This window comes from Kitasatospora sp. NPDC001664 (assembly GCF_053596675.1).
This window is the reverse complement of sequence record NZ_JBSFGS010000037.1, coordinates 17,013-34,106: the sequence shown is the minus strand read 5'-3', so window position 1 is coordinate 34,106 and position 17,094 is coordinate 17,013. Positions and strand designations below refer to the sequence as shown.

Sequence of the window (17,094 nt, the reverse complement as noted above, 5' to 3'; positions counted from 1 at the left end):
TCCCGGTGGCCCGGCACCGGGCCGGGATCGTCAACCGGTGCGGCCAGGGCGCTCGTGCGGGTGAACCCGGGCCGGTCCGCGTGTGGGGGCGCCACTGCCGGGCAGGGGACGGCCGCGGCCGTGATCGCTTGGCTGCCCAGTTCCTCTCGACCATGTGGAGTGCACCATGTCCTCAGTCCTCAAGCCCGGCGAGGTTCTCGCAGTGGACCAGGAGCTGCTGTCCGGCAACGGGCGGTTCCGGTTCACCCTGCAGCAGGACGGGAACCTCGTCCTGGCGGACCTCAGCACCAGCGCCGTGCTGTGGGCCTCCGCCACCGACGGCAGCGGCGGGGCCGAGGCGAGGATGCAGGGGGACGGGAACTTCGTCCTCTACGACGGCGCCGGGCAGGTCCGGTGGGCGGCTGGCACCGACGGCCACGACAGCGCCTACGTCAGCCTCGCCGAGGACGGCAACCTCGTGGTCACCAGCCAGGCGGGCGGGACGCTGTGGGAGACGGGGACCCGCGTCGCCGGAGCCGACCGGGTGGCCCCGGAGCCCGTCCGGGAGCCCGAGCCGGAGCCCGTGCAGCAGCAGACCTACACCGTCCAGCCCGGTGACAGCCTCTCGGCCATCGCCCAGCGCTTCTACGGCGACGGGAACCGGTACCAGCAGATCGCCGACGCCAACGGGATCCCCGACCCGGACCTGATCAACCCGGGCCAGACGCTGATCATCCCCTGACGCCTGCTCACCCGCCGCGCCCCCGCCCGGAGCGGACGGGAGCGCGGCGCAGGCGAAGTGACGGCGGGTCAGCCCGGCTCGCTCGCGCCGCGACGGCGGTCACCGTCCCAGGACGACCTGGTGTCCGACGGCTTCCAGCTGGAGCCCCTCCGGGGTGGAGCGGACCGCCGTGAGGTTGATGTTCTGGGGCAGGGGAACCGGCCAGGCGTACCTCAGGCCGCCGAGCACGGGGACCCGCAGCTCGAGCTCGTCGGCCGCGACCGCCACGCTCGCCGCCGTGTCCACCGGCCGGCCGTTCCAGGTCCCGGTGATGCGCAGGGCCGCCTCCTCCCCGCTGCCGGCACCGGTGGCCGGCGCGACGGTGAGGGCGCTGCCGGCACCGACCAGCCGGGACACCGCGCCGGACAGGTCCGCGTAGCCGATGGTGAGGCGGCCGGTGACCAGGTTGGCGCCCGCGCTGCGCCCGGTGAGCGACGACGCGGCCAGGTCGTACAGGTCCAGGTCGAGCCTGCGCACGGTGAGGTGGTCGCCCTGGGTGCCGGCCGTGGTGTCGAGGGTGAAGTTCCCCGCGGTCACGGTCACGTGGTCGAGGCTGAGGTCGGCGGCCTGGGTGAGGAACGGGAATCCGTGGATCGAGACCTCGGTGAAGCCGTCGGTCGGTCCCGCCCCGTAGCCGTAACGCTCCTGCGCGAGCGCGACGGCCTCCTTCTCCGCGTAGTGCAGGGCGATCCGGTCCGCGGCGACGAACAGAGCCGTGAGGACGACCACCACGACCACCAGCACCTTGACCCAGCGCCGCTTCATCTCCCGCTCCCCCGTGCCGTGGGCCGGGCCGGCCGCTGCCGACGGCTCGTTCCGGTCCCGCATCCCCTCAGTGGCCACCGGTCGGTCCGATGCATCCGATCAGCGGATCGGCCCATCAAAGCATGCGCCGGCCGATGGTGAACGCGTAGGCCCGCAGGCGCGGTTCGAGGCGGGCCCGGCGGGCAGTTGTGTCCTCCCCACCGAACCGGTGAGCGGGCCCGGCCGTCACCCGGGCGGTGGAGCGCTCCGGTGTGCCGGATGCGGACCCCGGCCCGGTGGGCTTGGCTGGTGCGTGCACCGAGTGCCGTCCCGCCTGAACCGCCGCACGCGCACCGGACCGCCCTTCCGCCGGACCCCGACCCCCTGGCCGGGCGCACGTCCGAGGTCGGTGCACCGCGTTTCCGTGGGTCCTCCCCGACATCCCGATTCGGAGTCAGTCATGCCCTACTGCACGACACGTGACGGTGTGGAGATCTTCTACAAGGACTGGGGCAGTGGCCGCCCGGTGGTGTTCATCCACGGCTGGCCGCTGAACGGCGACGCCTGGCAGGACCAGCTGAAGGCGGTCGCCGACGCCGGGTTCCGCGGCATCGCCCACGACCGGCGCGGGCACGGGCGCTCCACCCCGGTCTACGACGGCTACGACTTCGACACCTTCGCGGACGACCTCGACGACCTCCTCACCGAGCTCGACCTCCAGGACGTCACACTGGTCGCGCACTCGATGGGCGGCGGCGAACTCGCCCGCTACATCGGCCGCCACGGCACCTCGCGGATCAAGTCCGCGGTACTGCTCTCGGCGATCCCGCCGCTGATGGTCCAAGGCCCCGACAACCCCGAGGGCGTGCCCGGCTCCGTCTTCGACGACATCAAGGCGGGCATCCTGAACGAGCGTTCCCAGTTCTGGAAGGACACCGCCGTCGGCTTCCTGTCCGCCAACCGCCCCGGCACCAAGGCGACCCAGGGCAACCAGGACGCGTTCTGGTACATGGCGATGGCCCAGACCGTCCAGGGCGGCGTCGACTGCGTGGACGCCTTCGGCTACACCGACTTCCACGACGACCTGAAGAAGTTCGACATCCCCCTGCTGGTCGTCCACGGCGACGACGACCAGGTCGTGCCGATCGACGCCACCGGTCGCAAGACCGCCGCCCTGGTCCCCGGCGCCGTGCTCAAGGTCTACGAGGGCGGCTCGCACGGCATCGCGGTCGTCCCCGGCGACAAGGAGCGCTTCAACCAGGACCTGCTCGACTTCCTCAAGGCCTGAGAACCGCAGCCCTCCGCCGGGGCCGGCCGCGTACCCTCAGTCCCGCTCGTCGGCGGCCGGCTGCGTGCCCGCCGCCTCGGACTCCACCCGGTCCGGGGCGGCCGGCGCGGCCTGCTCCCCGGCGGGCGGAGCCGGTGCCACCGGCGTCTGTGCGGTCGAGACCCGCGACTTCGGCGGGTATCCCGTGCTCGGCATGTCCTGCTCCCAGCTGTCGTCGTCGTTCGGCCCCGCTCCGGGGCCGGGCACCACCGGTGGGGTTGTGCCCGGCCTGACGGCCCCTCACCCCACCGGCGGGCAGCGGGATTCAGCGGACCGCCCGGGCGGCCGGGCTCAGGACGACCACGGTCCGAGCATCCCCCTCATCGCGTCCGTCAGCGCCAGCTGGAGCAGCGGGCCGTAGGTGATCCGGCCGACGCCCAGGCGGCGGAAGCGTTCGATGTCGTGCCTGACCGGGTGGGCGGTGGAGTTCACCGGGACCGACACCGCGCCCGTGACCGCCGCGAGCAGCTCGTCGTCGTCCTGGATGCGCACGGGGTAGACGCTGTCGGCGCCCGCCCGCTCCATCGCCAGCAGGCGCTCGATCGCCTCGTCCAGGACGGCCTTGGCGCTCTCCGCGTGGACGAAGAGGTCGGTGCGCCCGTTGATCCAGACCGGGACGCCCGCGTCGTCGGCCGCCGCCCGCAGACCGGCGATGTAGTCGGCGTGCTCCCGGGTGCTCCGCACGCGCCCGCCCTCCGAGTGGACGGTGTCCTCGACGTTCAGGCCGGCCCCGCCCGCCTCGACGAGCCCGGCGATCAGGTCGGCCGGCGACTGGCCGTAGCCGGACTCCAGGTCCACCGAGACGGGGACGTCGACCGCCGCGATGATCGGCCGGACGGCCGCCAGCACCTCCTCGAAGCTCTGCCCCTCCTGGTCCTCCGCCCCGCGGGACTCGGCGAGGGGATGACTGCCGATCGTCAGCGCCGGGAAACCGGCCGCGGCCGCGGTCCGCGCGGACCAGGCGTCCCAGACGGTGGGGAGCACCAGCGGCTTGTGCTCGGCGTGCAGCTGCTTCAGGCGCTGGGCGCGCTCAACGGTGGTGTGAAGGTCCATGCCGAGGACGCTACCCCGTGGTGGCCCGGGAACGACGGAACAACGGAACGATCGGGCCCCGGTCCAGGCTGGGGCGGAGTCACCGTCGCGACCGTCTGACCTGCGGGATCTGACTGAATTCCGGTGACTTGGGTCACCTGACTGACGTGCCCGCCGGTGTCCGGGCGCGACAGTGGAGCCGCCGGCGGTGCTGACGCACCATCAGCCACCACCTGGCCGAGGCCGCCTCGAAGCGGCGGATCGGCCTGCAACTCCCTTGGAGGGGATCCACCTTGAAGACCCGTACGAAGACCTGGCGCCTGCTCCCGGTCGCGCTCGTCGCCGCCACGTCCGTCCTCCTGGCGAGCTCGACGGCGTCCGCCGCGGAGCCCGGCGAGAGCAACGGCTGGAGCCAGGAGATCGAGGACAACGCGCCGGTCTACTCGGACGGGGACATGTCCGAGGCCCGCGATCCGAACGGCAACGCGCTGGTCCAGGTCTGGCGCGGATGGAGCAACAACAACATCTACCTCTCCATCAACCACGGGACTCCCATCCAGATGGGCGGCGCCCAGACGAACGTCAGCCCGGTGGTCGTGTTCGACACCCACGGCGGGAACAGCTCCTACTTCCGGGTCTTCCACACCGGGACCAACGGGTTCGTCTTCTACTCCCACATCCAGGTCACCGGCAACCTGCTGAACCCGAGCGCCTGGTACCAGGTGCCCAACGACGTGCGCACGCCCAACAACCTGCCGGTCGCCGTGACGGCGCTGCCCGCGCGCGGACTCCTGCTCGCCTACCGCGGGCAGGACAGCGCGAACGTCTACAGCGTCTTCTTCAACGGGCAGAACAACCTCTGGGACCTCCCGGTGGCGGTCCCGAACGCGACGAGCCCCTCCTCGCCCGCCCTCTCCGTTGCACCCTCGTCGAACATCATCCTGCTGGCCTGGCGCGGCACCGACAACCAGGTCAACGTGATCCGCCAGCACTACGGCAACGGCGGCTGGTGGGGGCAGGAGATCCTGCCGGGCGTACTCACCGACGCCCAGCCCGCCATCGCGATGGCGAACAGCGTCTGGGGTCAGATGGCCGTCCGCGAGCAGGGCACCCACCGACTCCGGCTGTCCTCGGTCGCCTCGACCGGCGGGTGGGCCGGCGGCTGGAGCGCCGAGGTCAACGGCTTCGTCGCCCGCTACGGCCCCACCCTGGTCGCCTACGCCGCGACCGTCTACCTCCTCGCCACCACCGCGAGCGGCGGCGTGTGGTGGAAGCAGTCCCGCCAGTACTGACGATCCGTTCTAGCCGAAGGTGAAGGCGAAGGCCTGGAGGCCCGGGGTCAGGCGGAGTTCGAGCTGCGCCTGGCGGGCCGTGGCGTCGTCGGTGAGCCGGTAGAGGGTGGGGGTCCCGTGGATCTGGAGGGTCCCGGTCTGCTTGCCGTCGACCAGGACGGTGACGGTGCCTTCGCCGGCGAGGACGAGGTTGGCGTTCTTGGCGCGGTAGGTGAAGGCGAGGCGGGCGTCGGGGCCGGCGGTGAACCGTTCGTAGCCCGTGGTCCAGGTCCCGGCGAGGGAGAGCCGGCCCGGCGGGACGCCGTCGGCGGGGAAGGCGTAGACGGTCGCCTTGTCCTGGACCAGCCCGGGCGTGCCGGTGTAGCCGCGGATGCCGGTGGTGCTGAGGTAGGTCTCCGGTGTGCGGTCGGCCGCGAGCTCGTCGTTGGTCTGGCCCGTCGCCGGCGGCAGTTGGACCGTGGGGTCGGCCTGCCGGAGGAGGTCGCGGATCAGGTTCTCGGTCTGGGCGTAGCGGCCTTCGCCGAAGGTGAAGTAGCGGACGGTGCCCTGGGCGTCGACGAGGTACTTGGCGGGCCAGAAGCGGTTGCGGTAGTTGTCCCAGGTGTCCAGGTCGTTGTCGAGCGCCACGGGGTAGCTGACGCCGAGTTTGCGGGCCTGGTCGGCGACGTTGCCGGCGTCCTTCTCGAAGGCGAACTCCGGTGAGTGGACGCCGATGACGGCGAGGCCCTTGTCGCGGTAGGCGCGGTCCCAGGCCTCGATGTGGGGCAGGCTGCGCTGGCAGTTGATGCAGGAGTAGGTCCAGAAGTCGATCAGGACCACCTTCCCGTGCAGCGCGGCCAGGTCGACGGGTGCCCCGCCCGGTGTGTTGAGCCACTTGGCGATGCCGGCCAGCGGCGGGGCGGCGCCGCAGGAGCGGAGCTCGTCGACGCCGTCCTCGCAGCGGGCGAGGTCCTTGTTGGAGTCGTCGAACAGGCCGGAGAGCTTCTGCCGGGCGGTGTCGTTGTCCTCGACCCGCTTCTGCACGGTCGCCGTGTAGTCGGGCAGCGCCCGCTGCAGGGCGGTGGTGACGTCGAAGGCGAGGGCGAAGGCCAGCACGATCATCAGGCAGCCCGCCGCGATCCGAAGTTTGCGGGCGCGGGTGCGGAACGCGGCCACCCGCTCGGACACCCGGCGGCCCGCGAGCGCGAACACCAACAGCGGGATCGCGGTGCCGACGGCGAAGGCCAGGGTCAGCGCGACGATGCCGGCACTGATCTCCCCGCGGGCGCCCGCGACGGTGATCGCGGCGAGCACCGGGCCCGCGCAGGGCACGTAGAGCAGCCCGAGACCCAGCCCGAGGACGAAGGCGCTGCCCTCCCTGTTGACCCGGCGCTGCGGGATCCGGGAGAAGGGCCGTTCCAGCAGCCGCTCGACGGGCGGGAAGACGAGCCCGAGGCCGATCAGGACCAGCAGTGCCAGCCCGGTGTAGCGCAGGACGTCCTGTGGCAGGCCCAGGGCCGAGATGATCGTGACCCCGAGCAGGGTGAAGAAGCTGAAGCTCAGGACCAGTCCGGCGACGACGGCGTACGGGCGGCGGTTGCGGCGGGGCGCCGACGGAGCTTCGGTGGCGGCGGTCACGACCGCCCCGGCTTCCGTCGGCGCCGCGTCCTTCGAGGCTGCCGGTGGTGGGGACGCACTGCCCGGGCCACCCGCGAGGAAGACCACGGGAAGGACCGGCAGGATGCACGGCGAGACCGCGGTGATCAGGCCGCCGAGCAGGCCGATCAGGACCAACGTGAGCATGAGGACCGCCTCCGTCCGAGGCAACGCCACCCGCGCCTCCTCACCCGGGAATTCGGAACCGCCCGGGGCCCAGATGGGTGCACCCGGCGCTGCGGGGCCGCGCGGGCGAACCGTCGCCACGGCGACCGCGTCCGGCACTGCGGGGTTGAGGGCGGGCATCGCACTGACGGACCCTCAACCCCGCTCCGGGCCGAGGTCCTGCGGCTACGCGGCCCAGCCGCCGTACGGCACCGTGATCAGTTCCATGGCGTGACCCGCCGGGTCCATGAAGTACACGCCGCGGCCACCGTCGTTGTGGTTGACCGCGCCGGGCTGCTTGCGATGGGGGTCCGCGTAGTGCTCCGTGCCGCGCTGCCGGATCCGCGCGTACGCCGCGTCGAACTCCTCCTCGGACACCAGGAAGGCGTAGTGCTGCGGCGTGATGCTCTCGACCGGGATGGTGGCGAAGTCCAGGGTGACGCCGTTCCCCAGGGCCACCGCGATGAACGGGCCCCACTCGGCGGTAATCTCGAGATCGAGCAGCTCCGCGAAGAAGTCAGCGGACTCCCGGTTGTCCCGGGCGTGGACGATCGTGTGGTTCAACTCGACGGACAAGGAATGCCTCCGAAGGCATGTCCCGACACCTCCATGCCTCACCCGGACGGTGACCGACACGCGATGCCGTCGAAGACCCTAGCCCCGCCGACGCGGTGGATCAACCATCGGGTGACGAAGGCTCAGATCGCCGCCGCCCCAGGGCCAACGGCCGGTCGCCGGGGCTCCTCGGCCGTGTGCGAGTCGGTCGGCCACGTCGCCGACCTCCCCGGCACGCACGACCTGGTGGCCCCGGCGGCCGGCGGCGTACGGGATGGCCGTCGGCGTCTCCGTCAGGCGGCGGCCGCGAGGTCGGCGCGGCCGAAGAGCAGGGCGTAGCCGCGCGGGAGGTGGGCGAGGAGGCGGTCGGTGAGCTGCTCTCCGGCGAGGTCCGCGAGGGCGGCCAGGACTGCGGTGGTGTCCCAACGGGCGGTGGCGAGGGTGGTGTTCAGGGTGCGGGCGACCGCTTCGACGAAGGCGGGCCCGGCGACCGCCTCGGGCGCGGGGATCTGGGCGGCGAACAGGGCCCGGTCCTGCTCGGGCAGGACCGCGGCGAGGGCGCAGCGTTCGTCGCCGGCCAGTTGGCCGCCGAGGGCGGTGAGGACGGCGGCGAGGACGCTCTCGGTCTCCTGGTCGGTGGTGTGGTGGCCGTTGGCGCGGATCTGCTCGATGAGGCGGCGGTGGGTCATGGTGGTGGCCTTCCTGGGGCAGCCGGTGGGTCGGGGCGGTGGCGTGCTCGTCGCTCTGCGGATGTCCGGCGACCGCGCCCCTCCCACGAGGGGTGCGGCCGCCGGACGGGCTGCGGGGTTCAGGCGCGGCTGCGGTGCTTGTTGCCCGTCACCAGGCGGTAGGCGATGAGGAGGATGACCGATCCGGCGACGGCCGCTGTCCAGGTGGAGAGGTCGAAGAAGCCGTCGATGGAGTCGACGCCGAAGAGGACCTTGCCGAGCCAGCCGCCCAGTAGGCCGCCCGCGATGCCGAGGAGGATCGTGACGATGATGCCCCCGGGGTCCTTGCCCGGCATCAGTGCCTTGGCGATGAGGCCCGCGAACAGTCCGATCAGAATCCAGGCGATGATGCCCATGTGCTTCTCCTCACTCGGGGTACGACAGCGTCGGCACTCGTCTTCTCCGATCTGCGATCCCCAAACCCACTGATCTTCCGCAGCCGCCCGAAGCGGACGTCGCCACGCACCGCCGTGAACCGGGCCCGACCCACCGCGGGTGGGGGTCAGGTCGCGGTGCGGTCGGTGAGCGGCAGGGTGACGGTGATCCGCTTGCCACCCGCCGGCAGGGTCTGGACGGTGCAGGTGGCGGCCAGTTCCCGGACGATCGCCCATCCCCGCCCGCCGAGGGTGCCGAAGTCGTGCAGGGCAGCCCGGTCGGTGCGCGGGTGGCGGGGGTCGGCGTCCTCCACGGCGATCCGCAGCAGGCCGCCGCACTCCTCGATCCGGGTCTCGAACCCGGTGACGCCCCCGGCGTGGCGGATCGCGTTGGTGACCAGCTCGGTGGCGGCCAGGTGGGCGTCCGCCTCGGCCGTGGCGTGCACCGGCCCGGCCCCGACCAGCACCCGGCTGACGGCCCGCCGGGCCTGCGAGGCCGTCCGCACCGCAAGGTCCGAAAACGCTCTCCGGTCGCCCCGGGCACCGTCGTCGGCGAACGGGGACGGACGGGGAGACGGCATCGCGGTGACCTCGGATCGGTGAGCGTCCCCGCGGGAGCAGCGAGAGAGAGGTCTCCGCGGGCGGTCGGAGGCTCGCCTACCCCCGGACCCGTCCGGCATTCCGGTCCGGCCCGGGACACAAGGTGAGGGTGATGTGGATGCGTTTGCCGCAGCCGGGCAGGGCCCGCACGTCGACCGTGGTGGCGAGCAGCCGCACCAGGGGCCAGCCCCGGCCGCCGATCCGGGTGGGGTCGTCCAGGTCGGCGGCGGCGCCGCGCGGGTGGCGGGGGTCCGCGTCCTCGACGGTGACGTGCAGGACCTCCGCACCGGGATCAAGGGCGGCGGCGAAGGCGGTCACCCCGCCGGCGTGCCGGATGGCGTTGACGACCAGTTCGGTGGTGACCAGCAGGGCGTCGGCCTCCACCTGGGTCCCGGCCGCGACGGTGCCGTGCAGCACCCGGCCGACCAGGGCGCGGGCCTGGGCCGCGGACTCCACCGCCCCGGCGGCGGGCACCGACCCTGCGGCGGGCACCGGTCCGCCCGGCTTCGGCCCTGTCGGCACCGGCACGCTCCCCCGCCTCACCCGTTCGGGTGGTGGGTGCCGCGCCCGGCACCCTCGACGGCGGCCAGTGCGGCGGGCAGGTCGTCCGCGAAGGCGAGGTGGTCGCCGAGGTCGACGACATCGAACAGCCTCCGCACCGTGGGGTGGAGCGGCCCGGCCAGCACCAGGGCCCGGCCCTCGGCGGTCATCCGCCGCCGGGCGAGCAGGAGGGTCTGCAGGACCGAGGAGTCCATGAACCGGACCGCCGCCAGGTCGACGACCACCGGCCCGGCCCCGGAGTCGAGTACGGCCTGGACCTCGGCGGTGAAGGCCGCCGCGGTCTCCCAGTCGAGCTCCGCCTGCGCCCGCACGACGCTCGTCCCGCCGGCGGCGGGGATCGGCGCCCCGCCTGTCGTCTCCTGAGCCATGACCGGCATCCTACTGACCTCTCCGGGGCGCGCCCTGACCGGCCGTCACCTGCCGCGGCCGGCCGGGGCGGACCGCACCAGGCCAGAGGCGGCCGGGGTCAGCCGGAGTCCGCCTCGCCGGCCGCGGCGGGCCGCCCGTACCAGTCGAGGCAGACGATGAGCGCGTCGTCCTGCGGGTCGTCGTCGCGGTGGACGGCGAGTTCGGTCAGGATCGCCCGGGGCACCTCCGCCGCCGGCAGCAGCCTGGTGGACTGGATGGCCCGGGCGAGCGCCGCCTTGCCGTAGATCTCTCCGGCCCGCGAGGCCACCGCGTGCACGCCGTCGCTGACGAAGATCAGCCGGTCGCCGGGCCGCACTTCGACGTGCTGGGCCTCGTAGGGGGTGTCGTCGGCGAGCCCCAGGGGCAGCTGGGCCTCGAACGGCACGTGCTCGACGGCGCCGGCCCGCAGCCGGTGCAGCTGCGGCGAGCCCGCGTCGACCACCTCGACCAGGCCGGTGTCGAGGTGGAACTCCAGCAGCAGGACCGACAGGTGGGCCTCGCCGCGGTGCTGGGCGTAGACGGCCTGGTCGGCCAGCGCGGCCTGGTCGGCGATGCCGATGCCGGCCCGGCGGGCGTTGCGCAGGGCGTTGACCGCGAGGTTGGTGAGCAGGGAGGCGTCGATGCCCTCGCCCATGCCGTTGGTGATGGTCAGCGTGAGGCGGTCCTCGGTGGCGGACCAGTCGAAGTTGTCGCCGTGGATGGCGTACGCGGGTTCGAGCTGCGCGCCGATCGCGTACTCCTCGCGGGCGCAGGCGCGGGCCGGCAGCAGCTGCCACTGCATCTCGGCGGCCAGGGTGAGGCGGTCCTTGCGGCGGGCCTGCAGGTAGAGGTCGGTGTCGCGTTCGGCGACCACCATCTGGTGGCCGAGCATCTCGGCGATCTCCAGCAGCTCGTCCCGCAGCTCCGGGGCCGGGTGGCCGGGGTCGAGGTCGAGGCTGAGCACGCCGAGGCGGTCGCCCCGCACGGTGACCGGCAGGTGCAGGAGCGTGCGGTCGGGCCCGGTCTCGGCGAAGGGCTGCTGGGAGCCGAAGGCCCGGCCCGGGGCGCTGGTGTGCACCGACACCGGCGCGGCGGTGAGCGGGAGGTCCGTCACCCGCTGAAGGACCGTCAGGCTGTAGTCGGCGAGCAGCAGTTCGGCCGTCCGCACGCGGTAGTGGCGCGTCAGGACGTCGCGCAGGGCGTCCAGCAGTGCGTAGGGGGCGGCGGTGCGCAGGGCGCGCTCCGCGGTGGCCGGGCCGGTCGTCACTCGTGCTCCTCGTTCTTCTGAAGGTCGGTTGATACGGCGTCGGGATGTCGTTGTCGTCCGGGAGGGTGTCAGGATGGGTCCATGAACCCCGCCTCCCCGCTTCCGGGCCCCGTCGACGCGGCGACCACGCTGTCGTCGGTCGCCGAGCTGCTGGAGGTGCTCTGGGGCGGCGGCCGGGACCTGGCCGCGACCCCGGTGTCGGTGTCGCAGCTGCGGGTGCTCTACGTCCTGGCGGAGAGCGACGGGATCAACCTGCGCACCCTCACCGAGATCCTGGCCTCGCGCCCGTCCTCGGTGAGCCGGCTGTGCGACCGCCTGGAGGCGGTCGGGCTCCTCCAGCGCGGGGCCAGCCCGGTCAGCCGGCGCGAGCTGGAGCTGCGCCTCACCCCGGCCGGGCGGAGCTTCGTGGCCGACCTGCGCGCGGCGCGGGAGGCGTCCCTGGGCGAGATCCTGGCCGTCATGTCGCCCTCCGACCGCCGGGCGCTGCTGACCGGGCTGACCGCGTTCCGGGCCGCCAGCGCCGCTGCGGCCGGGCCGGTCGCGGACGGTGCCGCGGCTGCGGACGTGCGCACCGCCTGAACACCTCGGCTCCTCAGGTCGGGATCTTCCGTGACGATTCCCGCATTCTTCCACACCGAAAATGTTGCCGAGCGGAAAATGTTGCCGTGCCTCCGCCCGGGGCGGGGCCCGGGTTGCCAGCGGACGCCGGGATGGGGGATTGTTGCCGGACGACAACTGTTCCGTCGACTTGATGAGGTGAGGGATCCGCCCAGCGGGTCTTCGACACTTGCTACCCATCCCCTCGCAGACCACCGAGACCCGGCACTTCCCCTGGTCGGGCGCGCCGTACCCGGCCCTGGTCGCCGACGCGCAGGACACCCTGACCCAGCGCAACGACGCCGCGGGCCTGCTGCTGCCGCTCTCCACCCCGGGGACGCCACTGGCCGACGCGGTCCCCGCCTGGCTCTACGAGGCGCACCGCGCCCTGGGCCGGACCGTCGATGGGACCGGAGGACGGACCGCAGGTCGAGGCGCCGAGGGCCCGCCCTCCGGTCCGATCGACGGCCGCACCTTCGAGGCCCACCCGAGCGTGCGGGCCGACGGCACGGTGGCCTGGTGGCTGGTGGACGACACCGACCGCCGGCTCGCCCGGGAGGCGCTGCGGATGGAACGGGAACGGACCGCTTTCCTCGCCAGGGCGTCCAGCGCCCTACTCTCCTCCCTCAACCTCGAACGCTGCATGAACACCACCGCCCGGCTGGCCGCGGAGAACCTCGCCGACGCCGCCCTGGTCCTCGCCCCCGCCAAGGGTGCGTGGCTCCCGGTGGTCAGCTGCCTGCGCGGCGGCGACCCCGTCGCCTCGCAGCACGCGGTGGACCCCGACGCGGTGCCCGGCCTCGGCGAGGCCCTGCGCGGCTTCCCGCCCGTCCCCTCGCGCTGGATCGACCCGGCCTCGGCCCCGGAGTGGATGCTCCCGGAGGGCTTCGGCCCGGTCGGCTCGATCGTCATCACCCCGCTCCCGGGCCACGGCGTGCCGGCCGGCGCGCTGGTGCTGCTGCGCCGTTCGGAGAGCGCCGCGTTCTCCGAGGCCGAGGAGGTGTTCGCCCGCCTGTTCGCCGCCCGCTCCGGAGCGGCGATGTCGGCCGCCCGGCTGTACTCGGAGCAGGCCGCGATCAGCGAGATCCTGATGCGCGAGCTGCTGCCGCCGGTGCTGCACCAGGTCGCGGGGGTGGACTTCGCCGGCGGGTACCGGCCGTCCGCCGACCACGAGCGGGTCGGCGGGGACTTCTACGACGTGCACCCCGCCGTGGTGGAGGGCGAGGCGTCCCTGGTCACCATGGGGGACGTCTGCGGCAAGGGCCTGGAGGCCGCCGTGCTGACCGGGAAGATCCGCAACACCCTGCACGCCCTGCTGCCGCTGGCCGACGACCACGAGCGGATGCTCGACCTGTTGAACACCGCGCTGCTCACCTCGCACCACACCCGCTTCGCGACGGTGGTGCTGGCCTCCGCCGTCCGGCGGGGCGGCGTGGTGGACCTGCGGCTGACCAGCGGCGGACACCCCGCGCCGCTGATCGTCCGGGCGGACGGCACCGTCCACGAGGCCGACACCCACGGCAACCTGGTCGGGGTGCTCCCCCGGGTCGTCGCCCGGACCGCCGAAGTCGCCCTCGCACCGGGCGAGTTCTGCGTCCTGTACACCGACGGGATCACCGAGGCCCGGGGCGGGCCGATGGGAGACGCCCAGTTCGGCGAGGAGCGCCTGCGGCGGGCGCTGGCCGGGTGCGCGGGCATGCCGGCCGAGGGCGTCGTGGAGCACGTCCTGATGCTGGCCGCCCAGTGGCTCGGCGACCGCCGGCACGACGACATGGCCGTCGTCGTCATCGCCGCACCGCCGGCCCGGCACCTGACCGCGGTGGACGGGCACACCCGGGGCCGGTACACCGCGTGACCACCAGCACCTCCGCCCGGCCCGCCGCCCCGCGCCCGGACCGGCTGGCCGACGCCCTGCTCGACGCCGTACTGGCCAAGGACGCCGACGCCGCCGCCGCGCTGGTGCTGGGCGCCCTGGCCGACGGCCTGGCCCCGGAGCACCTGCTGCTGGACGTGATCGCGGTGGTGCAGCGCCGGATCGGCGAGCGGTGGGCCGACGACACCATCAGCGTCGCCCAGGAGCACGCCGCCACCGCCGTCAACGAGCGCGCCGTCGCCGCCCTCGCCGCGCGGACCCCCGATCCGCCCACCCCCGCGCGCGGCCGGGTCACCGTGGCCTGCGTGGACGGCGAGTGGCACGCGCTGCCCGCCCGGCTGCTGGCCGAGGTCCTCCGGCTGCGGGGCTGGCAGGTCGACTTCCTGGGCGCCCAGGTGCCCTCCACCCGGCTGATCGCCCACCTCCACACCACCCCGACCGACGTGGTCGCCCTGTCCGGCTCGATCACCACCCGACTGCCCGCCGCCCACGCGGCCGTCACCGCCTGCCAGGCCGTCGGCGTCCCGGTGCTGGTCGGCGGCGCGGCCTTCGGCCCCGACGGCCGCTACGCCGAGCTGCTGGGCGCCGACGCCTGGGCCCCGGACGCCCGCGCGGCGGCGGACCTGCTGGCCGCGCGGCCGCTGCCGCGCCCGCTGCCCGACCACCAACCCCTGGACGACCTGCCGCACCTGACCGACCAGGAGTACACCCTGGTCACCCGGAGCAGGGCCGAGCTGGTCCGCACCGTCCTCGCCGGCCTGGAGGCCGCCCTCCCGGCCGTGGCCGCCTACAGCGACCTCCAGCGCGAGCGCACCGCCGAGGACCTCGCCCACATCGTCGACTTCCTCGCCACCGCGCTCTACCTCGACGACCAGGACCTGTTCGGAGCCTTCCTCGCCTGGACCACCCGGATCCTGGTACGAAGGGGTGTGCCCGCCGCCGCCCTGCCCCCCGCCCTCGTCCTGCTGGCCGACGAGCTCAAGGACTTTCCCCGCGCCACCCGGATCCTCGGCCACGGTCTGCGGGGACTGACGCACGAACCGACCGCCACCACCGGGAAGACCGCATGACCAGCTCGCCCCTCACCCCGCTCCGCCTGACCACGGTCGACGCCGGCCACGTCCTCCGGATGGAGCTGCACGGCGACCTGGACCACGACAGCGCCGACCTGCTGCTCGACCAGGTCACCGCCCGCCTCGCCGAGCGGCCGGCTCTGGAGCACCTGCACCTGCGCTGCGCCGGGCTCGACACCGTCGACTCCACCGGCCTGTCGGTCCTGCTGATGATCCGCCGCCGGACCGACACGGCCTCGGTGCAGCTCCACCTGGACGACCGCCCCGCCCGCCTGGAGCGCCTGCTCCGGGTCACCGGCACGCTCGACCACCTCACCGCCGTCTCCCCCGTCGGCGACGGGGGCCGGGTGGGCCCCGCCGCCGGCCGCCCCGGGAGCGGCGGCTGACGCACCGTCAGTCCCGCTGCAGCAGGCCCAGCTGCCGGTGGACGGCGGAGCCCACCCGCTGCTCGTCACCAGTGGCGAGCAGGTCGAGCAGCGCTCCGCGCAGCACCGCCAGCGTCAGCGTGCGGCGGACGGCACCCTCCTCGGTGTCCCGCTCGGCGGTCGGCTGGCAGTCGGCGAGCACGTCGAGCCAGTCGGTGACGGTGCTCCGCGCGAATCCCGCCCACGGGCCGTCGGGGTTCACCAGCGAGCGGGCGTACGCCTCGGCCCACAGGCGCAGCAGCGGCCGGTGCTCCTCCGCCGCGAGCCAGCTCCACACTCCGCGCGCGGCCTCGGCGAGGCCGACCGGCCGCTCGGGCCGGCGGAGTTCGGCCAGCAGCCCGAGCTCGTCCTCGCGGGCCCGCTCCAGCAGCGCCCGCACGAGCCCGTCCTTGGTCCCGAACAGGAACATCAGGACCCGGGTGCTGGACCCGATCGCCTCGGCCAGCGGGCGCAGCGACAGGTCGTTCAGACCGTGGCGGAGCGAGTAGCGGTACGCGGCCTCCAGCAGCTCGGTCTGACGCGGGGAGGGGTTTGCGGCGGTCGGAGGCACGGGCCTAGTCTAGGGCCACTGACACACTCGTGTCAGTAACGGAGCACGCCGATCCCGCGACGGAGAGTCTTCATGGAACAGGTCCGCGACCCCCGGGTCACCCTCCGCCGAGCCGACCACCCGGGCGACCTGGGCTGGATCGTGATGGCCCACGGCGAGCTGTACGACCGTCAGTTCGGCTGGGGCACCGCCTTCGAGACCCTGGTCGCCCGGATCGTCGCGGACTACGCGACGACACCGCCCTCGGCACCGCAGGAGGCCTGGATCGCGGAGGTCGACGGCGAGCGGGCCGGCTGCGTCATGCTCGTCGGCGACGGACAGCCGGGCACCGCCAGACTCCGCGTCCTGCTCGTCGACCCGACCGCCCGGGGCCTCGGCCTCGGCACCCGCCTGGTCGAGACCGCCCTGCACTTCGCCCGCGCCTCCGCCTACCGGCGGGTGACCCTCTGGACCACCGACAACCTGCTGTCCGCCCGCCGGATCTACCAGCACTTCGGCTTCCGCCTCACCGACGAGAAGCCCCACGAGGGCTTCGGCCAAGGCCTGCTGGGCCAGACCTGGACCCTCGAACTCCCCACCGCCGACCGTCACCCCGACTCCCCCTGACGGGCCTGGGCCCGGGCGCACCGGTCGCATCCGGCAGGAGGACATCGGGCACCCCGGGCCACCGCCCTCAGACCCGCAGCCGGGCCAGGCACTCCTCCAGGTCGAGGTGCGCGCTCTCGGTGCCGGCCGGGACCTGCGCGAAGCAGTCGGCCAGGAAGGCCTCCACCTGCGCTCCGGACACCGCGAGGACCGCGCTCCCGGCGCAGCCGTGCAGCTCGATCAGGAGCGAGCCGTCCGCAGCGGGAGAGATCAGTACGTCACCCTCCCCGACCGCTTCGCGGCGGCCGCGCTCCAGCAGGTCACGCCCGAAGGTCCAGCACACCGGCGGCTCGCCGCCCCCGAACGGGTGGGCGTCCGCCACGCCGAAGTACACGGCGTACGGGTCGACGGGGTCGTAGGCGAGCCGGCCCGCGAGGACCACCTCCGGGTACGGGCTGCTGAGCACCCGTACGTCCAGCCGCTGCAGAACGGTCCGCGAAGCTCTCAACGTTCCCCCTCGGGACGGGCCGGGCGGCCGCGCTCGCCGCCCGGCCGCCGTCTCGA

Annotated in this window: 21 protein-coding genes; 8 read left to right on the top strand and 13 right to left on the bottom strand. The window is 73.8% G+C overall.

The window, feature by feature from the left end:
• Window positions 1-166: 166 nt before the first annotated feature.
• Window positions 167-721, top strand: a complete 555-nt coding sequence (locus ACWCYY_RS35360) for a LysM peptidoglycan-binding domain-containing protein (RefSeq protein ID WP_345288941.1) — start codon at window positions 167-169, stop codon at window positions 719-721.
• Window positions 722-820: 99 nt separating this feature from the next.
• Here ACWCYY_RS35360 and ACWCYY_RS35355 read toward each other — a convergent pair whose 3' ends face one another.
• A complete protein-coding gene (locus tag ACWCYY_RS35355) occupies window positions 821-1,525 on the bottom strand; it encodes an LmeA family phospholipid-binding protein (RefSeq protein ID WP_449798402.1) in 705 nt (234 codons plus the stop codon).
• Window positions 1,526-1,964: 439 nt separating this feature from the next.
• Here ACWCYY_RS35355 and ACWCYY_RS35350 point away from each other — a divergent pair, with 439 nt between their 5' ends.
• Window positions 1,965-2,792, top strand: coding sequence for an alpha/beta fold hydrolase (locus ACWCYY_RS35350; protein ID WP_449798401.1), 828 nt, complete (start codon window positions 1,965-1,967; stop codon window positions 2,790-2,792).
• A gap of 36 nt (window positions 2,793-2,828) precedes the next feature.
• Here the strand turns inward: ACWCYY_RS35350 and ACWCYY_RS35345 are convergent, their stop codons facing one another.
• On the bottom strand, window positions 2,829-2,987 hold the full coding sequence (locus ACWCYY_RS35345) for a hypothetical protein (protein WP_345288937.1): 159 nt from the start codon (window positions 2,985-2,987) through the stop codon (window positions 2,829-2,831).
• A 135-nt stretch (window positions 2,988-3,122) separates the two neighbouring features.
• The gene (locus ACWCYY_RS35340) at window positions 3,123-3,884 is read right to left on the bottom strand and encodes an isocitrate lyase/PEP mutase family protein (protein WP_345288936.1); all 762 of its coding nucleotides are present in this window, start codon (window positions 3,882-3,884) and stop codon (window positions 3,123-3,125) included.
• Window positions 3,885-4,156: 272 nt separating this feature from the next.
• On the opposite strand from ACWCYY_RS35340, the gene ACWCYY_RS35335 reads away from it, so the two are divergent.
• A complete protein-coding gene (locus tag ACWCYY_RS35335) occupies window positions 4,157-5,155 on the top strand; it encodes a hypothetical protein (RefSeq protein WP_449798400.1) in 999 nt (332 codons plus the stop codon).
• A 9-nt stretch (window positions 5,156-5,164) separates the two neighbouring features.
• On the opposite strand, the gene ACWCYY_RS35330 is transcribed toward ACWCYY_RS35335, so the two are convergent.
• From ACWCYY_RS35330 to ACWCYY_RS35295, 8 genes are all read right to left on the bottom strand, one after another.
• The gene (locus ACWCYY_RS35330) at window positions 5,165-6,937 is read right to left on the bottom strand and encodes a cytochrome c biogenesis protein DipZ (RefSeq protein WP_449798399.1); all 1,773 of its coding nucleotides are present in this window, start codon (window positions 6,935-6,937) and stop codon (window positions 5,165-5,167) included.
• A gap of 204 nt (window positions 6,938-7,141) precedes the next feature.
• Window positions 7,142-7,531 (bottom strand): VOC family protein, encoded by a 390-nt coding sequence (locus ACWCYY_RS35325; RefSeq protein ID WP_449798398.1) that lies wholly within the window; start codon window positions 7,529-7,531, stop codon window positions 7,142-7,144.
• Between the two features lie 272 nt (window positions 7,532-7,803).
• A complete protein-coding gene (locus ACWCYY_RS35320; protein ID WP_345288932.1) occupies window positions 7,804-8,199 on the bottom strand; it encodes a DUF2267 domain-containing protein in 396 nt (131 codons plus the stop codon).
• A 119-nt stretch (window positions 8,200-8,318) separates the two neighbouring features.
• Window positions 8,319-8,594: a GlsB/YeaQ/YmgE family stress response membrane protein gene (locus tag ACWCYY_RS35315; RefSeq protein ID WP_449798397.1), complete on the bottom strand. Its 276-nt coding sequence runs from the start codon at window positions 8,592-8,594 to the stop codon at window positions 8,319-8,321.
• Window positions 8,595-8,740: 146 nt separating this feature from the next.
• Window positions 8,741-9,118: an ATP-binding protein gene (locus tag ACWCYY_RS35310; RefSeq protein WP_449798396.1), complete on the bottom strand. Its 378-nt coding sequence runs from the start codon at window positions 9,116-9,118 to the stop codon at window positions 8,741-8,743.
• Window positions 9,119-9,269: 151 nt separating this feature from the next.
• Window positions 9,270-9,734: an ATP-binding protein gene (locus ACWCYY_RS35305; RefSeq protein WP_449798395.1), complete on the bottom strand. Its 465-nt coding sequence runs from the start codon at window positions 9,732-9,734 to the stop codon at window positions 9,270-9,272.
• A gap of 17 nt (window positions 9,735-9,751) precedes the next feature.
• Window positions 9,752-10,141 (bottom strand): STAS domain-containing protein, encoded by a 390-nt coding sequence (locus ACWCYY_RS35300; RefSeq protein WP_449798394.1) that lies wholly within the window; start codon window positions 10,139-10,141, stop codon window positions 9,752-9,754.
• A gap of 98 nt (window positions 10,142-10,239) precedes the next feature.
• On the bottom strand, window positions 10,240-11,427 hold the full coding sequence (locus tag ACWCYY_RS35295; RefSeq protein WP_345288926.1) for a PP2C family protein-serine/threonine phosphatase: 1,188 nt from the start codon (window positions 11,425-11,427) through the stop codon (window positions 10,240-10,242).
• Between the two features lie 81 nt (window positions 11,428-11,508).
• On the opposite strand from ACWCYY_RS35295, the gene ACWCYY_RS35290 reads away from it, so the two are divergent.
• The 4 genes from ACWCYY_RS35290 (at window position 11,509) to ACWCYY_RS35275 (ending at window position 15,356) form a co-directional block, all read left to right on the top strand.
• Window positions 11,509-12,006 carry a MarR family winged helix-turn-helix transcriptional regulator gene (locus ACWCYY_RS35290; protein ID WP_449798393.1) on the top strand — a complete coding sequence of 166 codons (498 nt, stop codon included), beginning with the start codon at window positions 11,509-11,511 and terminating at the stop codon, window positions 12,004-12,006.
• Between the two features lie 277 nt (window positions 12,007-12,283).
• On the top strand, window positions 12,284-13,879 hold the full coding sequence (locus tag ACWCYY_RS35285) for a PP2C family protein-serine/threonine phosphatase (RefSeq protein ID WP_449798423.1): 1,596 nt from the start codon (window positions 12,284-12,286) through the stop codon (window positions 13,877-13,879).
• Entirely contained in the window at window positions 13,876-14,967 is a 1,092-nt protein-coding gene (locus ACWCYY_RS35280) for a cobalamin B12-binding domain-containing protein (RefSeq protein WP_449798392.1), read from the top strand. The genes ACWCYY_RS35285 and ACWCYY_RS35280 overlap by 4 nt, the downstream gene beginning before the upstream one ends.
• Window positions 14,964-15,356 carry an STAS domain-containing protein gene (locus ACWCYY_RS35275; RefSeq protein ID WP_449798391.1) on the top strand — a complete coding sequence of 131 codons (393 nt, stop codon included), beginning with the start codon at window positions 14,964-14,966 and terminating at the stop codon, window positions 15,354-15,356. The genes ACWCYY_RS35280 and ACWCYY_RS35275 overlap by 4 nt, the downstream gene beginning before the upstream one ends.
• Window positions 15,357-15,363: 7 nt before the next feature.
• Here ACWCYY_RS35275 and ACWCYY_RS35270 read toward each other — a convergent pair whose 3' ends face one another.
• Window positions 15,364-15,945, bottom strand: coding sequence for a TetR/AcrR family transcriptional regulator (locus ACWCYY_RS35270; protein ID WP_345288923.1), 582 nt, complete (start codon window positions 15,943-15,945; stop codon window positions 15,364-15,366).
• Window positions 15,946-16,017: 72 nt separating this feature from the next.
• On the opposite strand from ACWCYY_RS35270, the gene ACWCYY_RS35265 reads away from it, so the two are divergent.
• Window positions 16,018-16,551, top strand: coding sequence for a GNAT family N-acetyltransferase (locus tag ACWCYY_RS35265; protein ID WP_449798390.1), 534 nt, complete (start codon window positions 16,018-16,020; stop codon window positions 16,549-16,551).
• A gap of 67 nt (window positions 16,552-16,618) precedes the next feature.
• Here ACWCYY_RS35265 and ACWCYY_RS35260 read toward each other — a convergent pair whose 3' ends face one another.
• Window positions 16,619-17,038 carry an SsgA family sporulation/cell division regulator gene (locus tag ACWCYY_RS35260; protein WP_345288920.1) on the bottom strand — a complete coding sequence of 140 codons (420 nt, stop codon included), beginning with the start codon at window positions 17,036-17,038 and terminating at the stop codon, window positions 16,619-16,621.
• Between the last annotated feature and the right edge of the window lie 56 nt (window positions 17,039-17,094).

Bases quoted from the DNA above. Each gene is read 5' to 3' on its own strand.
- ACWCYY_RS35360 (WP_345288941.1), top strand. From the start codon at position 167: ATGTCCTCAGTCCTCAAGCCCGGCGAGGTTCTCGCAGTGGACCAGGAG.
- ACWCYY_RS35355 (WP_449798402.1), bottom strand. From the start codon at position 1,525: ATGAAGCGGCGCTGGGTCAAGGTGCTGGTGGTCGTGGTGGTCGTCCTC.
- ACWCYY_RS35350 (WP_449798401.1), top strand. From the start codon at position 1,965: ATGCCCTACTGCACGACACGTGACGGTGTGGAGATCTTCTACAAGGAC.
- ACWCYY_RS35345 (WP_345288937.1), bottom strand. From the start codon at position 2,987: ATGCCGAGCACGGGATACCCGCCGAAGTCGCGGGTCTCGACCGCACAG.
- ACWCYY_RS35340 (WP_345288936.1), bottom strand. From the start codon at position 3,884: ATGGACCTTCACACCACCGTTGAGCGCGCCCAGCGCCTGAAGCAGCTG.
- ACWCYY_RS35330 (WP_449798399.1), bottom strand. From the start codon at position 6,937: ATGCTCACGTTGGTCCTGATCGGCCTGCTCGGCGGCCTGATCACCGCG.
- ACWCYY_RS35320 (WP_345288932.1), bottom strand. From the start codon at position 8,199: ATGACCCACCGCCGCCTCATCGAGCAGATCCGCGCCAACGGCCACCAC.
- ACWCYY_RS35315 (WP_449798397.1), bottom strand. From the start codon at position 8,594: ATGGGCATCATCGCCTGGATTCTGATCGGACTGTTCGCGGGCCTCATC.
- ACWCYY_RS35300 (WP_449798394.1), bottom strand. From the start codon at position 10,141: ATGGCTCAGGAGACGACAGGCGGGGCGCCGATCCCCGCCGCCGGCGGG.
- ACWCYY_RS35290 (WP_449798393.1), top strand. From the start codon at position 11,509: ATGAACCCCGCCTCCCCGCTTCCGGGCCCCGTCGACGCGGCGACCACG.
- ACWCYY_RS35275 (WP_449798391.1), top strand. From the start codon at position 14,964: ATGACCAGCTCGCCCCTCACCCCGCTCCGCCTGACCACGGTCGACGCC.
- ACWCYY_RS35265 (WP_449798390.1), top strand. From the start codon at position 16,018: ATGGAACAGGTCCGCGACCCCCGGGTCACCCTCCGCCGAGCCGACCAC.